Here is a 20,267-nt window from a genome sequence, read left to right as displayed (position 1 = left end):
TTGATCTTAGGCGGCCCCCCAAATCACTGTCGGATTACGGGCACACCGAGCCTAGGCGAGGTGCCGAGTGTTGGGGCAAGAGCGTTTTGCTTACTTTTGACTGGGCCGGCATTCCGGCTCTTCAAAAGTGAGCCGCCGTAAGGGCGGAACCAATACCAGCCATCACCTAAATAACGGATATGCCCCCAATCAAACCCACAACTCAACCCCGCCCATTCCCAATCTGCCAAACAAACGGCGGCTCCACCCCATTAACCACCCAATCCCCCACAATCCGAGCCTTATAAATCACCGGATTATGCGACGACACCGTCCGCGCGTTCCGCCAATGCCGATCCAGCGCCTTACCCTGCCGCACATCCGAAGCCCCCAGTGCATTAAACAACTCACTGGTAGCCCGCTGAATCAACCCCGACACCACCACCTGCGCCGTAGCCGACTCAATCTCTGCAGCCACATTGGCTATACGCTCAGCAGCATCATCCCCCCCAAACCGCGCCAAATACGCCCGTTGCGCCGGCAGCGTCGCCCTCAGCGCACTCGCCTCAGCGGCATACACCAGCGCCGCCACTTCCCCGACCACCTGTTGAACCTGCGCATCCTGGCTCACATGCGCCGCATTGCCATGACTGTAGATGCGCTTACGGCTGCGCACCTGATGCGTCACATCGCGCAAGGCCGCACGCCCAATCCCCGCCAAACTGGCGAGCAACACCAACTGATAGAACGCCGTCTGGTATTTAAACCGGCTGGCAAAGTCGATGACGTTTTCCGCATCCACCACCGCATCGGTAAAGCGCGACGTGCCGCTGCCGGTAGTGCGCTGGCCAAAGCCGTCCCAGTCATCGCTGTGCACCACCCCAGGCTGACGGGCGCGGGTGGCGGCGATCACATCACCACCGGTGTCGCTGCGCTGGGCATACACATCAATCCAGTCCGCAAAGATGCTGCCAGTGCTGTAGAACTTCTCTCCGTTGAGCTTCCAGCCATCGCCGTCAGGGCTGACCTGGGTGACCACATCGCCGATCGCCACGTTGCCAATCTCGGTCCAGGCGCAGCCGACGATATCGCCGTCCACGAACCGCTTGAACCACAGATCCCGGCCGGCACTGGGCGGGGCGTTCAGACGATCTTCAGCAAATGCAAAGTGCCCGCGCAGGGCCTGGGGTACGTTGGAATCGGCTTCGGCCAATTCGATCAGCAGTTCAAACAGCTGCGGCAGGGAAGCACCGCCGCCGCCATATTCCACCGGCACGCGTACTGCGCCAAAGCCTGCTTCCTTGAGCCACTGGATCGGTTCATGGGGCAGGGTGCGGGACTGTTCGCGTTCTACAGCGCCGTCGGCGATGCGTTGGAAGATCGGGCGGAAGCGCGCGGCCAAGGTCGAGTAGTCGACGCCAGTGGACAGCGGGTTGATGACGTGTTGTTCGGTCATGGGCAAGGTTCCTGGGCAGTGATCAATGCAGGGGAGATTGCATACTCCGTGCCGGGTATCGGCGCCCGTATTTACGGGCCAAAGCGCTCAGCCACTGTTGCCCTGGCAACAGCTGATCGACAAACCCGTACACTCTGCGACATCGACGCCGGCACGCAGTATTGCGTGCAACGCCCCTGGCCCGGGCGTTTTCCCGGCCTGGCACGCTTGCTGCTCAAGCCCTGGGTACATCCCCTTTGTGCGAGGAAACGCGAGATGAGTCAGCAAGCCGTGAAATTTGCCTACTGGGTGCCCAACGTCAGTGGTGGGTTGGTGGTCAGTAAGATCGAACAACGCACCCACTGGGGCATCGACTACAACCGCAAACTGGCGCAACTGGCGGAGGCCGCCGGCTTCGAATACGGCCTCACCCAGATCCGCTTCACCGCGGGCTACGGTGCCGAAAACCAGCATGAGTCCGTGGCATTCAGCCATGCGCTGCTGGCCGCGACCACCACGCTCAAGGTGATCGCCGCGATCCTGCCAGGCCCCTGGCAACCGGCGTTGGCGGCCAAGCAACTGGCGACTATCGACCAGCTCACCAACGGCCGTATCGCAGTGAATATCGTCAGCGGCTGGTTCAAGGGCGAGTTCCAGGCCATCGGCGAACACTGGCTGGAGCACGATGAGCGTTATCGCCGTTCCGAAGAGTTCATCCGCGCCCTCAAAGGTATCTGGACCCAGGATGATTTCACCTTCAAGGGCGACTTCTACCGCTTCAACAACTACACCCTCAAGCCCAAGCCGCTGGGCCAGCCGGAAGTGTTCCAGGGCGGCAGCTCACGGGCCGCGCGAGACATGGCGGCGCGTGTTTCGGATTGGTACTTCACCAACGGCAACACCCCGGAAGGCATCAAGGCTCAGGTCGACGATATTCGCGCCAAGGCTGCCTCCAACAACCATACGGTGAAAGTGGGGGTGAACGCTTTTGTGATCGCCCGCGACACCGAGGAAGAAGCCCGTGCCGTGCTGGCGGAAATCATCGACAAGGCCGACCCGGAAGCGGTCAACGCCTTTGGTGATGCAGCCAAACAGGCGGGCAAGGCCTCACCGGAAGGCGAGGGCAACTGGGCCAAGTCCAGTTTTGAAGACCTGGTGCAATACAACGATGGCTTCAAGACCAACCTGATCGGCACGCCGCAACAGATCGCCGAGCGCATCGTCGCGCTCAAGGCGGTGGGGGTGGACCTGGTGCTGGCGGGGTTCCTGCACTTCCAGGAAGAAGTCGAGTACTTCGGCAAGCGTGTGTTGCCACTGGTGCGCGAGCTGGAAGCCAAGGCGGCGATCAAGCAGGTGGCGTGAGCAGTTTTTTTTCCAGGCGCAGCGCTGCTGTGTGGTCTTCGTAATAGGCGTCGATCAGGGCAAAGCGCCGATAACCGTTGCGCTCATAAAGGCTGAGAGCGCCGGGGTTGTCGGTGCGTACTTCCAGGCGTAGGCGCGTGCAACCCTGCGCCACGGCGATAGCTTCAACGCGGCTCAGCAACTGTTTGCCCAGCCCCGTGCCACGCGCAGGTTCGGTAATGGCGATGGAATACAGGCGCGCCAACGAGGTGCCACGGCGCAACAGCACCAGCGCATAACCGAGCAATTGCCTGTCATTGTCCGCCACCAGCAACTGGCCATGGGCGCGGCTGACCATCCACTGGAAACTGCGCCGTGACAGCCTGTCGGTGGTGAAGCAGTGCTGTTCCAAGGCCAGTAATTCAGGCACATCCAAGAGGGTTGCAACGCGAAAGCAAAGAGCCATATGACCGCCGTAAAAGTTGCGTAACGAAACGGGACTTCTCTAAAAGATCGTGCTTAATAGAAAAGGTCGAGTTCTCTAAAGCGGATCAAATATTATGTCGGCGGTACAAGGTCATTGGCGTGAAGTATCCGAGCAAACCGTCGCGGCGACAATAACTAATAAAAGTTATTTTTCCGCACCACCGAAAGCTAGCAGTCAAGTTGTGATCATTGTCGAGCGCAAGGAAGATTGGGCCTCCTACTTTCCCAGCGAAGACATCGTCACCGCCCAGGAATACCTGGAACAGACCCGTGAAAACGAGAGTGGCAAGCGCGTACAGGTGATCAACCTGTGCCGCAGCTACAAGTACCTGGGGCATGGTTATTACTGCTCGCTGCTGGCCGAAGCCCGCGGGCACAAGGTGATTCCGTCGGTGCGCACCATCAGCGAACTGACGAAGAAGTCACTGTACGGCCTAGCCTTGGACGACCTGGATAAAACCCTCGATAAAGCCTTGAGTCATCATCTTTACAGCAATACCGAAGGCTTTACCCTGACACTTTACTTTGGTCGGACCAATATAGAGCCGTTGCAGGACTTGGCTCGTCAGTTGTTTGAAGCCTTTCCATGCCCGATCTTGTTAGTTGATTTTAAAAAGAATAACGGTTGGCATATTGAAGGCGTTAAATCGGGCGTGCTGCACAAGTTGCGCGACGATCAGGAAGATCAATTCGCCCACGCGCTGGATAACTTCAGCCGCAAGATCTGGCGCCAGCCGCGTTCACGTCGCCTGGCCCGTTATGACCTGGCCATCCTGCACGACCCTCAAGAGCAATTGCCGCCTTCCAATGCCAAGGCCCTGGATAATTTCATCCGCGTTGGCAAGGGCCTGGGCATCGATGTGGAGCTGATCGAGCGCAAGGACTATTCGCGCCTGGCCGAATACGACGCCTTGCTGATCCGCGAGACCACCAGCGTCGACAACCACACCTACCGCTTCGCCAAGAAAGCCGAAAGCGAAGGCCTGGTGGTGATGGACGACCCGGCGTCAATCCTGCGCTGCACCAACAAGGTCTACCTCACCGACCTGCTCAACAGTCACCAACTGGGCATGCCCGCCACCGAAATCCTCTACAAGGAGCGACCGGAAGACTTCGAACGGGTCGGCGAGCGCCTGGGGTTTCCGCTGGTGCTGAAGATCCCCGACGGCTGTTTCTCCCGCGGCGTGATCAAGGTAGAAAGCCAGGAAGCCTTGCTCAAGGCCACTGCCGAGTTGTTCGAACATTCGGTGCTGTTGCTGGCCCAGGAGTTCTTCTACACCGAGTACGACTGGCGCATCGGCATCCTTAATCGCAAGCCGATCTTTGCCTGCCAGTATTTCATGTCCAAGGGCCACTGGCAGATCTACAACCACAAGGCCATCGGCCAGGACATCAACGGTGAATGCCGTACCCTGGCGGTCCATGAAGCGCCCAAGGCGGTGGTGGAGCTGGCCGTGAAGACCGCCAACCTGATCGGCGATGGCCTCTACGGCGTCGACCTCAAGCAGTCCGGCGACAAGGTGGTGGTGATCGAAGTCAACGACAACCCCAACCTGGACGCAGGTATCGAAGATGCCTATTTGCAGGACGATCTGTATGGGCTGGTGCTGGAGGAGTTTGTGCGGCGCCTGGAGTTGAAGCGTCAGGGCCAGGTCTGGTGACCCGGCGATGATCCAGCGTTTTCAACTGACCGATGGCAAGTTGCACAGTGGGGAAAGTGATGACGCCCCGATTCAGTTGTTCAACAATCCTGACCTTGCCGAGCGCGAGTGGCTGCGCGACCACCACAAGCTCGACGAGCACGCCCTGGCCTCGGCGCTGGACCCCGATGAGGTCTCGCGCATCGAGTTTCACCCGGACAATCTGTTCCTGATCTGGAAACGCCCGGAAAACTACTCCGGTGGCGGCAACCTGGTGTTCGAGGTGTCGTCCTGCGGCCTGCTGTTTTCGCCTGGCCGCCTGCTGGTGATCGCCACCGACGAAACCCCGCTGACCGGCCTCGGCAAGCGCCGCCCGTTGCACACGCCGCTGGATGTATTGCTCGACTTGTTGCTCAACAACATTCACCACTACCTGGGCCACCTCAAGGTGATCAAGCTGGTCGCACGGGAATTGCAGCAGCAGTTCAATGCGTCCATGAGCAACCACCACCTGATGCAGATGTTCAGCCTCAGCGAAAGCCTGATCTATTACATCAACGCGCTGCACAGCAACGGCGCGGTGCTGTCGCGGCTGCGCAATCATGCAGAAAAGGAACACTTCAGTGCGCAAATACTCGCGCTGATCGACGACCTGATCATCGAGAACCACCAGTGCTACAAACAGGCGGAGATCTATTCCAACGTGTTCTCCGGGCTGATCGACGCTCGCGGTAACCTGATGAACAACAGCATGAACAACCTGTTGCGCAAGCTCACCTTGATCAACGTGGTGTTCCTGCCGCTGAACCTGATTGCGAGCATCGGTGGCATGTCGGAGTTCAGCATGATGACGGCGGGGACGCCGTGGTGGGTGTCGTATCCGTTGTTTCTGGCGGCGATGGGGCTTGGAGGAGGGCTGATGGTGTTAGGGCTCAAGCGTATAGCCGGCGGCTCGAATGTCGTGTGAACACGGATCGCCTGTGGGAGCGGGCTTGCTCGCGAATACGGAGTGTCAGACAGACATTAATCAACTGACCCACCGCATTCGCGAGCAAGCCCGCTCCCACAGGGGTTGTGTCGTTCAGGAGGGGGGCTGCAGGGTCAGGACCTCGAACCCATCCGCCGTCACCGCCACGGTATGTTCCCACTGCGCCGACAGGCTGTTGTCCTTGGTGACCACCGTCCAGCCATCCTTGAGGCTGCGTACTTTCGAGCTGCCCTGGTTGAGCATCGGCTCCACGGTAAACACCATGCCTTCACGCAGTTCCAACCCGGTGCCGGGACGGCCAAAGTGCAGGACCTGTGGTTCTTCATGCATCTGCCGGCCAATGCCGTGGCCGCAATACTCGCGGACCACGCTGTAGCCGTTGGCTTGCGCATGGCTCTGGATTGCGTGGCCAATATCGCCCAGGCGCGCGCCGGGCTTGACCTGGCGGATACCGGCCCACATCGCTTCGAAGGTCTTCTCGACCAGGCGCTGGGCCTTGGGCGTAACGCTGCCGATCATGTACATCTTGCTGGAGTCGGCAATGAAGCCACCTTTTTCCAGGGTGATGTCGATGTTGATGATGTCGCCGTCCTTGAGGATGTCCTTGGCGCTGGGCATGCCATGGCACACCACTTCGTTGATCGAGGTGTTGATGGAGAAGGGGTAGTCGTATTGGCCCAGGCTGGCGGGGCGGGCCTTGAGGTCGTTGCGGATGAAGGCTTCGACGGCACTGTCCAGCTCGAGCGTGGAGCGGCCGGCCGCGACGAAACCGTCGAGCATGGTGAAAACCTGGGCCAGCAGGCGCCCGGATTCGCGCATGACTGCGAGTTGTTCGGTGGTCTTGATCATCAACTGCGCCCCCGGATCAGGTCGGGTTTGTCCAGCAACAGTTTGTTGATCAATTCATTGTAGGGCAGGTGGGGATTGAGCTCGGCGAGCAGGCCGATCTTGATCCAGAATTCGGCCTGGGCGTTGATGGAACGGTCCATCGCAGCGCTGGCCAGGCGCAGTTGTTCGTGCAGTTGGTCGGTGATCTTGACGATGCCCATGGGGTTCACTGTGCTAGTTTGATATACAAAGCGTATACGTTTCGTATGCTATGAGTAAACCTTTTGTTGACTTGTCCGGCCGGGGACGGTTAATTTCGCGGCATGACCTTTCGAACCTTTCGCAGCCAGCCAAGCATTATTACCGCCATTCCTCATTTGGCGGGATAGCGCACGGCTGTACCCAAACCCGCCCTAGAGGCGGGTTTTGTTTTTCCGTCTCCTGGGCCTTGAACAAAAAGCCAGGAAACACCTATGAGCACCTGCACCGCCGACTCGGCACTCCTTGAGCATTACGTAAAAAAGATCCTCGCCGCGCCGGTCTACGACCTGGCAATGCGCACGCCGTTGCAACCCGCACCCGCATTGTCAGCGTTGCTGGGCAACCAGGTGCTGCTCAAGCGCGAAGACTTGCAGCCAACGTTTTCCTTCAAGATCCGGGGCGCCTACAACAAACTGGTGCAGTTGAGCGACGAGCAAAAGGCGCGCGGCGTGGTCACCGCATCGGCCGGCAACCATGCCCAGGGCGTGGCGCTGGCAGCAAGGGAGTTGGGGATCCAGGCGCGGATCGTCATGCCCAGCACTACGCCGGAGTTGAAGGTGCTCGGCGTACGCTCCCGTGGCGCTGAAGCGGTCCTGCATGGCGAGAGCTTCCCCTTTGCCCTGGCCCACGCGCTGCAACTGGCTGAGTCATCCGGTTGCACCTTCGTCTCGCCCTTCGACGACCCGGATGTGATCGCCGGTCAGGGCACTGTAGCCATGGAAATTCTGCGCCAGCAACAGGGCCCGTTGGATGCGATCTTCGTACCGGTAGGCGGTGGTGGGCTGATTGCCGGGGTTGCCGCCTACGTCAAATACCTACGGCCCGAGGTGCGCATCATCGGCGTCGAGCCCGAGGGTTCAAGCTGTCTGTTGGCGGCGCTGCGTGCCGGCGAAAGGGTGGTGCTGCCCAGTGTCGACGGGTTCGCCGACGGCACGGCGGTAGCGCAGGTAGGGGCCTACGGGTTTGAAATCTGCCGGGATTGGGTGGATGACGTTATCACGGTCAGCAACGACGAACTGTGCAGCGCCATCAAGCTGATCTACGACGACACGCGCTCAATCACCGAGCCTTCTGGCGCGTTGGCAGTGGCGGGCGTGCGCAAGTACGTCGCCCATCATGGCCTGCGCAAACAGACCTTGGTGGCGATCAATTCCGGAGCGAACATCAACTTCGATAGTTTGCGACATGTTGCCGAAAGGGTCGCCGCACAGGCCTGTAATGAATTTTGAGTCCAGAGTTAAACGTTTAATCGCTGCGGTTCGACGAAGATTCAAACCGCACACTTTTACTTATATGTCCCGGCATGTGGCTTATGAGGAAAAGTTACAACGAAGGCCGATTTTGCCGAGTAGGCTTGGGTGTTACAAGCGTCTTCCACGGCCGGCAAGGCGCGGCGGGCATGAGCTCGTCGGATACACAACAATCTGTTGGCAGTCTCAGAAAAGGAGAGGTTGACCATGCTTTCGGAATTAGAACTTCGCAGCATTATTGAAGGAAGTTTCCTGCCTAAACGGTGCGAATGCACCAAAGCCGAAGATGCTTCGCTGACGATCAAGGTCTACGACGACCGTGACCGTGACCGGGTGGATTTGGAAGTCAAAGGGATCAACGCGGACAAACTCGACAGCAGTCGAGCCATTTGCAACCTGATCGCCGGGTTGCGCGAAGACCTCAAGCACACGCATACCCCCATCCTGCAACGCGTAGGAGGGCGCGCTTACTGAAAATGCTTGAGTCTTGACCTGTGGGCCTGGTGATTGCCAGGCCCAATGCTGTTTACGCCTGTCGATCAGTTCTGGAAATCGCAGGCTTCGGACATTTTCCGGTAGCTGACATCTTCGACTTTGCCCGCCTTATCCAAAAACTTGATATCCGCCTTGATGACTTTGCATTCATCGGTCTGGGTTTCGTTCATCGCCAGGACTTTGGCGATATTCATCGGCATGCCGTACTGGTAAGGCACGGGTTTGAGAGCGGCGCCTTGCTCGTCGGCCTGGGCCAGGCCTGATACTGCGGCCAGCGCCAAGGCGCTGCCGAACATCAAAGTGCGCAGTTTCATGGTGGTTCTCCGCAAGTGGGGACAACTTCACTCTCGACTTGCGGGATTAACCATCGATTAATTTTTACCGGGCTGACAAAACCTTCATCTTTACCAACTCATCCGCACCCCGGCATTACCGCTGACACCCTCCATCGGGTTACCGTCCAGGGTGGTGTTGTAGTCTGCGGCCAGGTAGACGCTCACCGAAGACGACAGCCGCGCAACCACGCCGACACCCACATCCGCCGTGGAAGACTTGTGATCGCTCTTGATGCGATCCACATCATCGTAGGTCACCGTGTCGCTGCCACCGAATGTGCGCCAGGCGTTGGCCCGCAAGTAAGGTTCGACCGGTGTGTTATTCACCAGGTAGCGGCCCTTGAGGCGGGCGCCGAGGCGGCCGGTCCAGTACTCCTGGGAGTCGAATGACACCCTGGAAATACCGTCGTTCTGGCTGTCCAGGTCGATCGTCTGGCGGATTACCTGGGCCTGCGGTTCCACGACCCAATGCTCGGAAACGGCAATCGGGTAGCCGGCTTCGGCGGACAGCGCCAGGGCATGGCCCTTGGTGTCCATCTTTATGCCCCGCTCGGACTTGTTGTCGCCCTTCAGGCGCGTGCCCATCGCAACCAGGTCCACATACCAGCCGGTCGAATCGGTGAGCGTCCAGTAGGCACCGAAGTTATCGCCATCGAGTTTGACCCGCCCGGAGCGATTGTTCTGCCAGCCCATCGAGAATCCTTTCACGTCCCCGCTCAGGCGACTTTGACCGATAAACAGCCCGAAGCGCTGGATCTGCCCGCCGCTGGTTTCGGATGCATACAGGTCATGACCGACCTGATAGCCCTTGACCGAGCCGTCGAAGCTTGGCGCCACGGTGCCCGACCAGTGCTTGTTGAAGTCGCTGCCATAGGCACGCCCCCAGCCAGCCGGCACCGCGCCGGTTTCGGTCAGCAGGCTTTGCTCGCCCTGGCGATCATGAAAGGTGCCCAGCGCTTGCAGGGTCATCAACTGTGCGGCGGGCACCACCACCGAATACACCGGCACTTCCACGCGGTACAGCGCGATGGGCTCAGCACCGGCAATGGCGGTCGGCAGCGCCGGGTTGCTCGCGGCGGATTGCGGCGAGTTGCCTGCCGCCACTTGGCTGGGCGGCGGGGCGGGGGGCTCGACCGGCGCGACGGGTTGCGAGGTCGGCGGTTCCACCGGCGGTTCATCGGGGTCGACCACCGGCGGTGTCGCTGGAATCGGCGGTACGGGCACCACCACTGGTGGTGTCGGTGGCACGGGTGGCACCGCCGGCGGTTGCACGGCAACCACTGACGAGCGCAGGTACCAGTTGTTTTCGGTACCGGCCGTCACGCCGCCCTTGAACAGCAAATATTCATAGGCCCCGGCCGAGACCGAGCTCTTCAACGAGAAGGCATCGGTACTGCTCACCGCGCCGTTGAGCGCCTGCACCACCTCGATCCCGTTATTGCGGGTAAAGCCCCCGACGCCGCCGAGGTTGCTCACCGCCAATTCGGTACGACCGCTCAGCGTGCCACCGGATACCACCAGCTTGTCCGTAGCGGAGTTTTCATCGCCAAGCACGGTTTGCACCCACACCTCGCCGTTATTGCCCACGTAATTGCCATGTACCGTCAGCGCATCGTTGGCGGTGGCGCTGCCGGTGGTCATGTCGATCTTGCCGGCATTGTTGAGCGTCGCTAGTTGGCCGGCGAGATAGGGCCGCACGCTGCCTTGGGTCACGGCCAGCGTACTGCTGCCGTCAATGTTGAAGGTGCCGGTATTGCTCGCGCTATCACCCAGGAAAAAATCTCCCGCTAGGTCGAAGCGCGAACCGTTGTTGAGATTGACCGTCTCCCAGCCGATATAGCGTGACGCCGTGCTGGACGTCGTGCTGTCGAAGGTCAGTTGATCGGTGCCCAGGCCGCCGTCGATGGAGGGCGTGGCAGCCAACAGGCTTTCGCTGAGGCCGCGCAGCAGCGCGGTATCGTCACCATCGCCCATCAGCACCGCCGATTTGATCTGGCCGGCATTGAGCCAGTTGAACGTGTCATTGCCGACGCTGGCACGGATCTCGCCGTTGACCACGCCGCCGCTGACCGTGATGCTGTCGTCGCCGCCGCTGGTGCTGATATTGCCACCAATGCTGCCGCCCGAGACGATGATCGTATCGGTATCGAAACCGGTGACCAGGTTGCCCAGGATTACGCCGCCAGACATGTCATAGAAGTTCTTGTCGAGCTTCATGTCGACCCGACCGATGGTGCCACCGGTTTGCTGCGCCACGTCGCCGTCCTCGAACGCGCCGACGATGGTGCCGCCCGTCATCCGGAAGATGTCACGGCCGTCGCCCTGTGCCAGGGACTGGATTTGCCCGCCGTTCATAATGAAGTCATCGATGCCGGCGCCTTGCTGTACGGCGCCGTTGATCTGGCCGGAGTCGATCCACACGGCGTCTTTCCCCGGACCGAAGGTGACGTTGCCGTTGATGATGCCGCTGCCGCCTGCAGGCAGGGTCAGGCGGTTATCGCCCAGGAGGTCGGTCAGGCCGGCACTGGTGCCGCTGTCGCAAATAGACGTGTCGTTGCCCGGACCGGGAGTGAGTGTGCAGGCAGCGTAGGATTGTTGTGGTGCGGTGTACTGCAGTGAGAGGAGGCCGACAGCTAAAACGGCGCGGGTTGAAAAACCGTTGCTCTTTTGCATGGGTCTGTCCTGCATGCGTTGTAGTTACTGCTCCTGTTATGGGTTTAGCACAGTTTTCCCACTTGGCAATTTTTATATAAACGCGCGCAGGCCACGGAATACGTGGCCTGCGTGGTGGCACATTGGTCATTTTGCTGCCGGGTTCAGCTCACCTGGTGGCGGTAAGGCAGGTCCGGACCGGTCTTGGTGCAGGTCAACGCCGCAGCACGGATTGCAAAACCCAGCATGGCGTCGATTTGCCCACGGGTGAGCTGTTGCAGGCCCTCTACCGAGTCACGCTGCTCCTCGGTCAACCAGGCAATCAACGCGGCCTGGAAGGTATCACCAGCCCCCACAGTATCCGCCATCACCACCTTGACTGCCGGCGCCGACCAGTGGCCATGCTGCCGGCTGAACACACTGGCGCCGTCGCCACCACGGGTGAGGAACACCAACTGGCAACGGTGTTGCAGCCAACCCTGCAGCACGCTTTCAGGCGACTGATCGGGGTAGAGCAAGTGCAGGTCTTCGTCGCTGACCTTGATCAGGTCGGCGTGTTTGACCAACTCGCCTACGCGGTCGCGCCACAGCTGGATATCCGGCTGCGGGTTGAGCCGCACGTTGGGGTCGAGGCTGATCAGGCGCTTGCCGCTTTCACGCTTGACCAGGCTCAGCAAGGTGTCGCCGATCGGTTGCACCACCAGCGAGAACGAGCCGATATGCAGGCCACGGATGTCATCACCCAGCTCGGGCAGATGGCTGACTTCCAGCAGTCGGTCGGCGCAGCCTTCACCACGGAAGTTGTACTGCGGCGAGCCATTGGCGCCCACGGCGACCATCGACAAGGTGGTCGGCGCGGCGAATTCCACCAGGAACTGCTCGCTGACGCCCTCATCCTTGAGCACCTGCAATAAGCGGCGGCCAAGGAAGTCGGTGGACAAGCCGCCGAACAAGCCCGCCTCGATACCCAGGCGGCGCAAGCCTACCGCGACGTTGAACGGCGAACCGCCGGCAATCGCCTTGTAATTGACCTTGGAAGCCTGCCCGCTGGCGTCTTCCTCGCTGAAAAAATCAAACAGCGCTTCACCACACACCAGATACATAGTCGTTCGCTCTTAAAGGGTTGCCACAAGCTGCTGGTAGCGCTCGTAGGCTTGTTGATACGCACTGACACTGGCCGCTACCGGCAGAGTACGGCTGGCCGGGTCGACGCTCACACATTTGTCGCACAGGCTGGCCAGTGACTCGCCGGACTGGCTCCACGCCGCCTGGATCGCCGCGCCCAGGGCGGCGGCTTCACTTTGTTCGGTGCAGACCACTTCGGTGTTCATGATATCGGCGACCATCTGCCGCCAGACCGGGCTTTTCGAACCGCCGCCGATCAAGCGGATGCTCTGGCTTTGCAGGCCAGTCTGGCGCAGCAGGTCCAGGCCGTAGCGCAGGCCGAAGGTGGTGCCTTCGACCACCGCGCGGCACAGGTTGGCGCGGGTCAGGTTGGTCATGGTCAGGCCGTGCAGGCTGCCGGTGGCGTGGGGCAGGGCGGGCACGCGTTCGCCGTTGAGAAACGGCAGCATGCTCACGCCGTCGGCGCCGATGGGCGCTTGCTCGACCAGGGCGTTGAACGCGGCCAGGTCCAGGTCGAACAGCTCGCGGATCACCCCAGTGGCGTTGGTCAGGTTCATGGTGCAGATCAACGGCAGCCAGCCGCCGCTGGATGAACAGAAGGTGGCCACCGAGGCTTGCGGACTGACGCTGGGTTGGTCGGCAAATGCATACACGGTGCCCGACGAGCCGAGGCTCATGGTGATCACGCCAGGGGCAATATTGCCAGTGCCGATAGCGCCCATCATGTTGTCGCCACCGCCGCTGGAGACGATGGCGTTGGGGTTGATGCCCAGGCGTTCGGCAATCGCCGGAAGAATCGTACCGACGCTTTGATCGGCCTCGATCAGTTGTGGCAAGGCGTTTTCAAGGCGTCCGCTCGGGTCGATGTGCTTGAGCAGCGCCACATCCCATTCACGGGTGCGCACGTTGAAGTAGCCGGTGCCCGACGCATCGCCATACTCGGCGACGGCGCGGCCGGTGAGCCAGTAATTGAGGTAGTCATGGGGCAGCAGGATATGCGCGATGCGCACGAAGATGTCCGGGTGCTGCTCGCGGGTCCACAGCAGCTTGGACACGGTGTAGCCCGGTGCAATCGCCACGCCGAGACGTTCCAGGGAACCGCCTTCACCACCCAGGTGCTGCAAGAGTCGGTCGTTTTCCGGCGCGGTCTCGGTGTCGCACCAGAGTTTCGCCGGGCGCAGTACCTGGCCTTGGTTATCCAGCAGCACCAAACCATGTTGCTGGCCGGAAACGCCGATGCCGAGGATGTCCTGGCCGTCCACGCCGGCCTGTTGCAGGGCGCGGTGGGTGGCTTCGGTAAAGGCGTCCAGCCATTCCTGGGTGTGCTGCTCGCGCCGCCCATTGGCGCCGCTGATCAAGGTGTGCGCAGCCGCGCCGAGGCCCAGTACCTTGCCGCTGGAGGCGTCGAGGACGACGGCCTTGGTACCTTGGGTGCCGCAGTCGATGCCGAGAAACAGGTTTTGCTGGGTCATGAGGGTTTGCTCAGCATTATTGTTGGATTGAAATGCGGTCATTGTGGGAGCTGGCTTGCCTGCGATGGCAGTCTGTCAGTCACCTCATGGCTGCCTGATCGACCGCCATCGCAGGCAAGCCAGCTCCCACATGGTCAAGCTGGTTTCTTCAGGATATCTTGCAGGGTTTTTGTGACGCCCTTGTCGCGCAGACTCACATAGCACCGCTCGAACGCTGCCACAAACTCAGGCGAATTGGGAATAGCCTTGCCAAAAATCTCTTCCACGCCCAGCAGCCGTTTGCTGATCAACGCCTCATCACTCACCAGCCCCTGGCAAAACTCTGCACGCGGATCGGGGATCTTGTAACTCACGCCATTCTCGTCCACACCCTTGAGGTACAACGCCCACGCCGCTACTACCAGCGCCGCACGCTCAGTCTCGCGGCCATCGGCAATCAGGCGATTGATGGTCGGCACGGTGAACTTGGGAAACTTCGACGAGCCATCCGAACACACGCGCTCCAACTGGTCGGCAATCGCCTGGTTGGAGAAGCGGTCCACCAGGGTCTGCTTATACTCGGTCAAATCGATGCCCGGCACCGGCGCCAGGTTTGGCGTGACGTCCAGGTCCATGTAGGCGCGCATGTAGGCGACAAACACCGGGTCGTTCATGGTCTCGTGCACAAACCGATAACCCTTGAGAAACCCCAGGTAGGTCAGTGCCAGGTGGCTGCCGTTGAGCAGGCCGATCTTCATTTCTTCATACGGCGTGACGTCATCGGTGAACTGCACGCCGACCGTTTCCCAGGCCGGGCGACCGTTGACGAACTTGTCCTCCAGCACCCATTGCACAAAAGGTTCGCACACCACCGGCCAGGCATCGTCAATGCCGTGGTCATCATGCAATTGCAGGCGGTGCGCGGTGCTGGTCATCGGTGTGATGCGGTCGACCATGGCGTTCGGAAAGCTCACGTTGGCCTTGATCCAGTCGTGCAGCTCGGCATTGTGCAAGGCAGCGAAGGCCAGCAGTGCCTTGCGCGTCACGGCGCCGTTATGTGGCAGGTTATCGCAGGACATTACGGTAAACGCCGGTGTGCCCGCAGCGCGACGCTGGGTCAGGGCGGCGCAGATGAAGCCGAACACGGTCTTTGGCGCGCGCGGGTGCGCCAGATCATGCTGGATCTGCGGCAGGTGAGCCATGAATTCACCGTTGCTGTCGTCGATGCAGTAGCCGCCTTCGGTGATGGTCAGCGAGACGATACGGATCGCCGGGTCAGCCAGCTTGTCGATCAGCGCCTGGGCGCCGTCTTCGGCCAGCAGCATGTCACTGATCGAGCCGATCACACGCACTTCGGTGTCGTCGGTATCGCCCAGCTCGTACAAAGTGAACAAGTAGTCCTGGCCGGCCAGGTCGTCGCGGGCCTTGCGGTCTTCGGCACGCAGGCCGACGCCGCAGATGCTCCAGTCCAGGCCGATGCCGGTGTTCATCAGCGCGTCGGTGTAATACGCCTGATGCGCGCGATGGAAACCGCCGACGCCGATATGGGCGATGCCCTGCGTGGTACTGGCAATCGCGTAGGCCGGCAGTTTTACTTGCGCCGCTAACTGGGTGAGGTTCTGTTTATTCAGTTTCATCAGCAAAGTCTCGCGAAATCAGGCGGCAGCGCGCAGTGGGCGGGCCACGGCAACACCGTCGGTGTCGAACAGATGGCAGTGCGCCGGGTCCAGGTGCAGGTGCAGCGTCTCGCCATACTGGCTGGCCATGTCGCCGCGGATCCGCATGGTCAGCGGCTCGCCGTTGGCGGTGATGACGTGGCAGAAAGTGTCGCTGCCCAGACGCTCGCCGACGTCGGCGGTGACGGTCAGGGTGGTTTGGCCCGGGGAAGCCATTTCCAGATGTTCCGGACGAATGCCCAGGGTCACTGCACTGCCCACGCTCAAGGTGGCGCCACTCAGCGGCAGGTTGATCAACGTGCCAGCGTCCAACTGCACTTCGCAGCCTTGGCTTTCAACACGGGTGACTTTGCCCTTGAGGAAACCCATCTTCGGCGTACCGAGGAAGCCCGCCACAAACAGGTTGGCCGGCTGGTGGTACAACTCCAGCGGCGAGCCGACTTGCTCGATACGGCCACTGTTAAGCACCACCACCTTGTCGGCCAGGGTCATCGCCTCAACCTGGTCGTGGGTCACGTAGATCATGGTCGCTTGCAGCTCTTTATGCAGGCGCGCCAGTTCCAGGCGCATCTGTACGCGCAGGGCGGCGTCGAGGTTGGACAGCGGTTCGTCGAACAGGAAGATCTTCGGGTTACGCACAATCGCGCGGCCGATGGCCACACGCTGACGCTGGCCGCCGGACAGCTGCTTGGGCTTGCGCTCCAGCAGCGGGCCCAGCTCGAGGATGCGCGCCGCTTCGCTGACCTTGCTCTCCACCAGCTTCTTGTCGACACCGGCCAGGTCCAGGGCAAACGACATGTTCTTGCGCACGCTCATGTGCGGGTACAGCGCGTAGGTCTGGAACACCATCGCCAGGTCACGCTTGGCCGGGGTCACTTCGGTGATATCGCGGCCATCCAGTTCGATGGTGCCTTCGCTGACTTCTTCCAGGCCGGCGATCAGGCGCAGCAGGGTGGACTTACCGCAGCCCGACGGGCCGACGAAGACCACGAATTCCTTGTCGTTCACTTCAAGGTCGATGCCCTTGATGATGGAAAAGCCTTCGAAGCCTTTTTGCAGATTCTTGATTTTCAGGTTGGCCATGATGAGCCTCCGCTAGGAATTATTATTTAACGGCGCCAAAGGACAAACCGCGCACCAGCTGTTTCTGACTGATCCAGCCAAAGATCAGGATCGGCGCGCAGGCCAGGGTCGACACGGCGGACAATTTGGCCCAGAACAAGCCTTCGGGGCTGGAGTAGGAGGCGATCAACGCGGTCAGCGGCGCAGCGGCGGAAGAGGTCAGGTTCAGCGACCAGAACGCCTCGTTCCAGCACAGGATCAGCGACAGCAACACAGTGGACGCCAGGCCGCCCTTGGCAATCGGCAACAGTACGCGGACCATCTCTTGCCACAGGGTCGCGCCATCCAGGCGCGCGGCTTCGAGGATGTCCTTGGGGATGTCCTTGAAGTAGGTGTAAACCATCCACACCACAATCGGCAGGTTGATCAGGGTGTAGATGATGATCAGCGCAATGCGCGTATCCAGCAGGCCAAAGCTCTTGGCCAACAGGTAGATCGGCATCAGTACGCCCACCGGCGGCAGCATTTTGGTGGACAGCATCCACAGCAGCGTGCCTTTGGTGCGCTGGGTTTCGTAGAACGCCATGGAGTAGGCCGCTGGCACCGAGATCAGTAGGCAAAGCGCCGTTGCGCTGAAGGAAATCAGTACCGAGTTCCACGCGTAGCTGAAGTAATTGCTGCGCTCGTTGATGTGCAGGTAATTCTCCAGCGTCGGCGTGAAGATGAACTGCGGCGGCGTGGCGAACGCGTCGATTTCGGTCTTGAAGCTGGTCAGCACCATCCAGAAGATCGGGAAGAAGATCAGGATCGCGATGGCCCAGGCCAATGTGCCGAGCAACAGGCTTTGCAGGCGGCGGGATTGTTGAAGCGTCATGGCGCGGCCCTCAAGGCTTGTCAGTCAGGTTTTTGCCGATCATCCGCACCAGGATGATCGCCGCGATATTGGCGATGACCACGGCAATCAAACCGCCGGCCGACGCCATGCCCACGTCGAACTGCACCAGCGCCTGGTTGTAGATCAGGTAGGCGAGGTTGGTCGAGGCGTAGCCGGGGCCACCGTTGGTGGTGGTGAAGATTTCAGCGAACACCGAGAGCAGGAAGATCGTCTCGATCATCACCACCACGGCAATCGGGCGTGCCAGGTGGGGCAGGGTCAGGTGCCAGAAAATCGCGATGGCGCCGGCACCGTCCAGGCGCGCGGCTTCCTTTTGTTCCTGGTCGAGGGACTGCATGGCGGTCATCAGCAGCAGAATCGCGAAGGGCAGCCACTGCCACGACACAATGATGATGATCGACAGCAACGGGTAGTGCGCCAGCCAGTCCACGGGTTCTGCGCCGAAGAACTTCCACACGGCGGCGAGAATCCCCGAGACCGGGTGGAAAATCAGGTTCTTCCAGATCAGCGCGCCCACGGTGGGCATGATGAAGAACGGCGAAATCAGCAACACTCGCACCAAGCCACGGCCGAAGAACTCACTGGCCTCCAGCAGGGCGCTGATCAGCACACCGAACACCACGCTGATCAGCAACACGCTGCCCACCAGCAACAAGGTATTGGTGGCGCCGGGCAGGAAGCCCGAATCGGTGATGAAGTAGGTGAAGTTCTCCAACCCCACGAATTGGTTTTCGCCGGGGTAGAGCAGGTTGTAGCGGATCAGCGAAAAGTACAGGGTCATGCCCAGCGGCACGATCATCCACAGCAGCAGCAAGGCCACCGAGGGGCTGACAAGGAACCAGCCAGGGTTGGCCAGGCGGTTTTTGGCGGGTGTATTCATGGTATTCACGACCGGTACAGAGCAAGAATCGGAGTGCGGTCAGTGTGGGAGGGGGCAAGCCCCCTCCCACATTTGACGGTGGTGGGCCTGCTTTACTTGGGATAACCGGCCCGCTTCATTTCACGCTCGGTGGTGGTCTGCGCGGCGGTCAATGCAGCATCCACTGTCTGCTGACCCGTCAGCGCGCCCGAGAAGAACTTGCCGACCTGCGTCCCGATCGCCTGGAACTCAGGAATGGTCACCAACTGGATACCGATATACGGCACCGGCTTGAGCGTCGGTTTGGTCGGGTCTGCGACTTTCAGCGATTCGAGGGTCACCTTGGCAAACGGCGCGGCCTTCATGTACTCGTCGCTGTAGGTCGACTTGCGCGTGCCTGGCGGTACGTTGGCAACACCGTCGGTCTTGGCGACCAATGCGCCGTATTCTTTAGAGGTCGCCCAACTGGTGAACACCTTGGCGGCGTCCTTGGCCTTGGAGCTGGTAGGGATCGCCAGGCTCCAGGAGTACAGCCACGAAGTGCCTTTGTCGGTCTTCTCGTGCGGGGCAAAGGTAAAGCCGACATGGTCAGCCACTTTGCTTTGAGTCTTGTCGGTGACGAATGAGCCGGCCACGCTGGCGTCGACCCAGATCGCGCACTTGCCGCTGTTGAACAGCGCCAGGTTTTCGTTGAAACCGTTGCTGGAAGCACCCGGCGGGCCGGATTTCTTCATGTTGTCGACGTAGAAGTTCAGCGCGTCTTTCCATTCTGGACCGTTGAATTCCGGCTGCCACTTCTCATCGAACCAGCGCGCACCGTAGCCGTTGGCCAGGGTGGTGATCAGCGCCATGTTCTCGCCCCAACCGGCTTTGCCGCGCAGGCACAGGCCGTATTGCTCTTTGGTCTTGTCGGTGAGTTTGCTGGCGAATTCGCCGATCTGGGTCCAGGTCGGGTGCTCGGGCATAGTCAGCCCGGCGTCCTTGAACAGGTCGGTGCGGTAATAGGTGATCGAGCTTTCGGCGTAGAACGGCAGGGCGTACAGCGAGCCCTTGACGGACAAACCGTCACGCACCGAAGGGAATACATCATCGAGGTCGTAGGACGCCGGCAGGTCCTTCATCGGTTCCAGCCAGCCCTTGGCACCCCACAGTGCAGCTTCGTACATGCCGATGGTCAACACATCGAACTGCCCGCCCTGTGTGGCGATGTCAGTGGTGAGACGCTGGCGCAGCACGTTTTCTTCGAGCACCACCCAGTTCAGCTTGATCTCCGGATGCTCGGTCTCGAAGGTTTTCGAGAGCTTCTGCATACGGATCATGTCGCTGTTGTTGACGGTGGCAATGGTCAAGGTCTGCGCGCCAAGGCTGACGGCGCTGAGGGTCATGCAGGTAGAGACAAGCAGGGCTTTTGCTGTGAACTTCATCGCGCACTCCATTTCCGCGCCCAGGGGGCTACAGAAGGACAGTTATTGTTGTTGTGTCTTCCCACAGGGAGTCAGGAAGAGTGTG

General features: G+C 60.5%; 16 protein-coding genes and 2 pseudogenes. 5 read left to right on the top strand and 13 right to left on the bottom strand.

Annotated elements, in window-relative coordinates:
- Positions 1 to 202: 202 nt before the first annotated feature.
- On the bottom strand, positions 203 to 1,435 hold the full coding sequence (locus EJ576_RS28115) for an acyl-CoA dehydrogenase family protein (protein WP_126571641.1): 1,233 nt from the start codon (positions 1,433 to 1,435) through the stop codon (positions 203 to 205).
- A gap of 255 nt (positions 1,436 to 1,690) precedes the next feature.
- Between EJ576_RS28115 and sfnG the strand changes: the two genes are divergently transcribed.
- Complete coding sequence (gene sfnG, locus EJ576_RS28110) at positions 1,691 to 2,776, top strand: dimethylsulfone monooxygenase SfnG (RefSeq protein ID WP_126571640.1); 1,086 nt, start codon at positions 1,691 to 1,693, stop codon at positions 2,774 to 2,776.
- On the opposite strand, the pseudogene EJ576_RS28105 reads toward sfnG, so the two are convergent.
- Positions 2,775 to 3,221, bottom strand: a pseudogene (locus EJ576_RS28105) (GNAT family N-acetyltransferase); the annotation flags it as partial. The gene sfnG and the pseudogene EJ576_RS28105 sit on opposite strands and share 2 nt — an antisense overlap.
- A gap of 94 nt (positions 3,222 to 3,315) precedes the next feature.
- Here EJ576_RS28105 and EJ576_RS28100 point away from each other — a divergent pair.
- Together EJ576_RS28100 and EJ576_RS28095 are read left to right on the top strand one after the other, a co-directional pair.
- The gene (locus EJ576_RS28100; RefSeq protein ID WP_122727550.1) at positions 3,316 to 4,902 is read left to right on the top strand and encodes a RimK family protein; all 1,587 of its coding nucleotides are present in this window, start codon (positions 3,316 to 3,318) and stop codon (positions 4,900 to 4,902) included.
- Positions 4,903 to 4,909: 7 nt separating this feature from the next.
- Positions 4,910 to 5,848, top strand: coding sequence for a magnesium transporter CorA family protein (locus EJ576_RS28095; protein WP_122727548.1), 939 nt, complete (start codon positions 4,910 to 4,912; stop codon positions 5,846 to 5,848).
- Positions 5,849 to 5,962: 114 nt separating this feature from the next.
- Here EJ576_RS28095 and map read toward each other — a convergent pair whose 3' ends face one another.
- Together map and EJ576_RS28085 are read right to left on the bottom strand one after the other, a co-directional pair.
- Positions 5,963 to 6,718, bottom strand: coding sequence for a type I methionyl aminopeptidase (gene map / locus EJ576_RS28090; protein WP_126571638.1), 756 nt, complete (start codon positions 6,716 to 6,718; stop codon positions 5,963 to 5,965).
- Positions 6,718 to 6,918, bottom strand: coding sequence for a ParD-like family protein (locus EJ576_RS28085; protein WP_003190946.1), 201 nt, complete (start codon positions 6,916 to 6,918; stop codon positions 6,718 to 6,720). The genes map and EJ576_RS28085 overlap by 1 nt, the downstream gene beginning before the upstream one ends.
- A 252-nt stretch (positions 6,919 to 7,170) precedes the next feature.
- Here EJ576_RS28085 and ilvA point away from each other — a divergent pair.
- Positions 7,171 to 8,157, top strand: a pseudogene (gene ilvA / locus EJ576_RS28080) (threonine ammonia-lyase, biosynthetic); the annotation flags it as partial.
- Between the two features lie 258 nt (positions 8,158 to 8,415).
- Positions 8,416 to 8,682, top strand: coding sequence for a DUF1652 domain-containing protein (locus EJ576_RS28075; protein WP_122727542.1), 267 nt, complete (start codon positions 8,416 to 8,418; stop codon positions 8,680 to 8,682).
- A 65-nt stretch (positions 8,683 to 8,747) separates the two neighbouring features.
- Here the strand turns inward: EJ576_RS28075 and EJ576_RS28070 are convergent, their stop codons facing one another.
- The 9 genes from EJ576_RS28070 to EJ576_RS28030 form a co-directional block, all read right to left on the bottom strand.
- Positions 8,748 to 9,017: a DUF2790 domain-containing protein gene (locus EJ576_RS28070; RefSeq protein WP_126571636.1), complete on the bottom strand. Its 270-nt coding sequence runs from the start codon at positions 9,015 to 9,017 to the stop codon at positions 8,748 to 8,750.
- A 90-nt stretch (positions 9,018 to 9,107) separates the two neighbouring features.
- On the bottom strand, positions 9,108 to 11,711 hold the full coding sequence (locus tag EJ576_RS28065) for an autotransporter outer membrane beta-barrel domain-containing protein (RefSeq protein ID WP_126571635.1): 2,604 nt from the start codon (positions 11,709 to 11,711) through the stop codon (positions 9,108 to 9,110).
- A gap of 143 nt (positions 11,712 to 11,854) precedes the next feature.
- Entirely contained in the window at positions 11,855 to 12,793 is a 939-nt protein-coding gene (locus EJ576_RS28060; protein WP_126571634.1) for a carbohydrate kinase, read from the bottom strand.
- Positions 12,794 to 12,805: 12 nt separating this feature from the next.
- The gene (gene xylB / locus EJ576_RS28055; RefSeq protein WP_126571633.1) at positions 12,806 to 14,287 is read right to left on the bottom strand and encodes a xylulokinase; all 1,482 of its coding nucleotides are present in this window, start codon (positions 14,285 to 14,287) and stop codon (positions 12,806 to 12,808) included.
- Positions 14,288 to 14,421: 134 nt separating this feature from the next.
- Positions 14,422 to 15,903, bottom strand: coding sequence for a mannitol dehydrogenase family protein (locus EJ576_RS28050; RefSeq protein WP_126571632.1), 1,482 nt, complete (start codon positions 15,901 to 15,903; stop codon positions 14,422 to 14,424).
- 18 nt (positions 15,904 to 15,921) lie between these two features.
- Entirely contained in the window at positions 15,922 to 17,025 is a 1,104-nt protein-coding gene (locus tag EJ576_RS28045) for an ABC transporter ATP-binding protein (protein ID WP_123477161.1), read from the bottom strand.
- A 22-nt stretch (positions 17,026 to 17,047) separates the two neighbouring features.
- Entirely contained in the window at positions 17,048 to 17,878 is an 831-nt protein-coding gene (locus tag EJ576_RS28040) for a carbohydrate ABC transporter permease (RefSeq protein ID WP_003173672.1), read from the bottom strand.
- A gap of 10 nt (positions 17,879 to 17,888) precedes the next feature.
- Positions 17,889 to 18,779 carry a carbohydrate ABC transporter permease gene (locus tag EJ576_RS28035; protein WP_032864136.1) on the bottom strand — a complete coding sequence of 297 codons (891 nt, stop codon included), beginning with the start codon at positions 18,777 to 18,779 and terminating at the stop codon, positions 17,889 to 17,891.
- Between the two features lie 92 nt (positions 18,780 to 18,871).
- The gene (locus EJ576_RS28030) at positions 18,872 to 20,143 is read right to left on the bottom strand and encodes a sugar ABC transporter substrate-binding protein (RefSeq protein WP_371923960.1); all 1,272 of its coding nucleotides are present in this window, start codon (positions 20,141 to 20,143) and stop codon (positions 18,872 to 18,874) included.
- Between the last annotated feature and the right edge of the window lie 124 nt (positions 20,144 to 20,267).

It is taken from the genome of Pseudomonas sp. C 49-2 (genome assembly GCF_003970195.1).
In the GTDB taxonomy this organism is placed as follows: Bacteria; Pseudomonadota; Gammaproteobacteria; order Pseudomonadales; family Pseudomonadaceae; genus Aquipseudomonas; species Aquipseudomonas canadensis.
The sequence above is the reverse complement of the archived record's forward strand: the minus strand, read 5'-3'. Positions and strand labels throughout refer to the sequence as shown.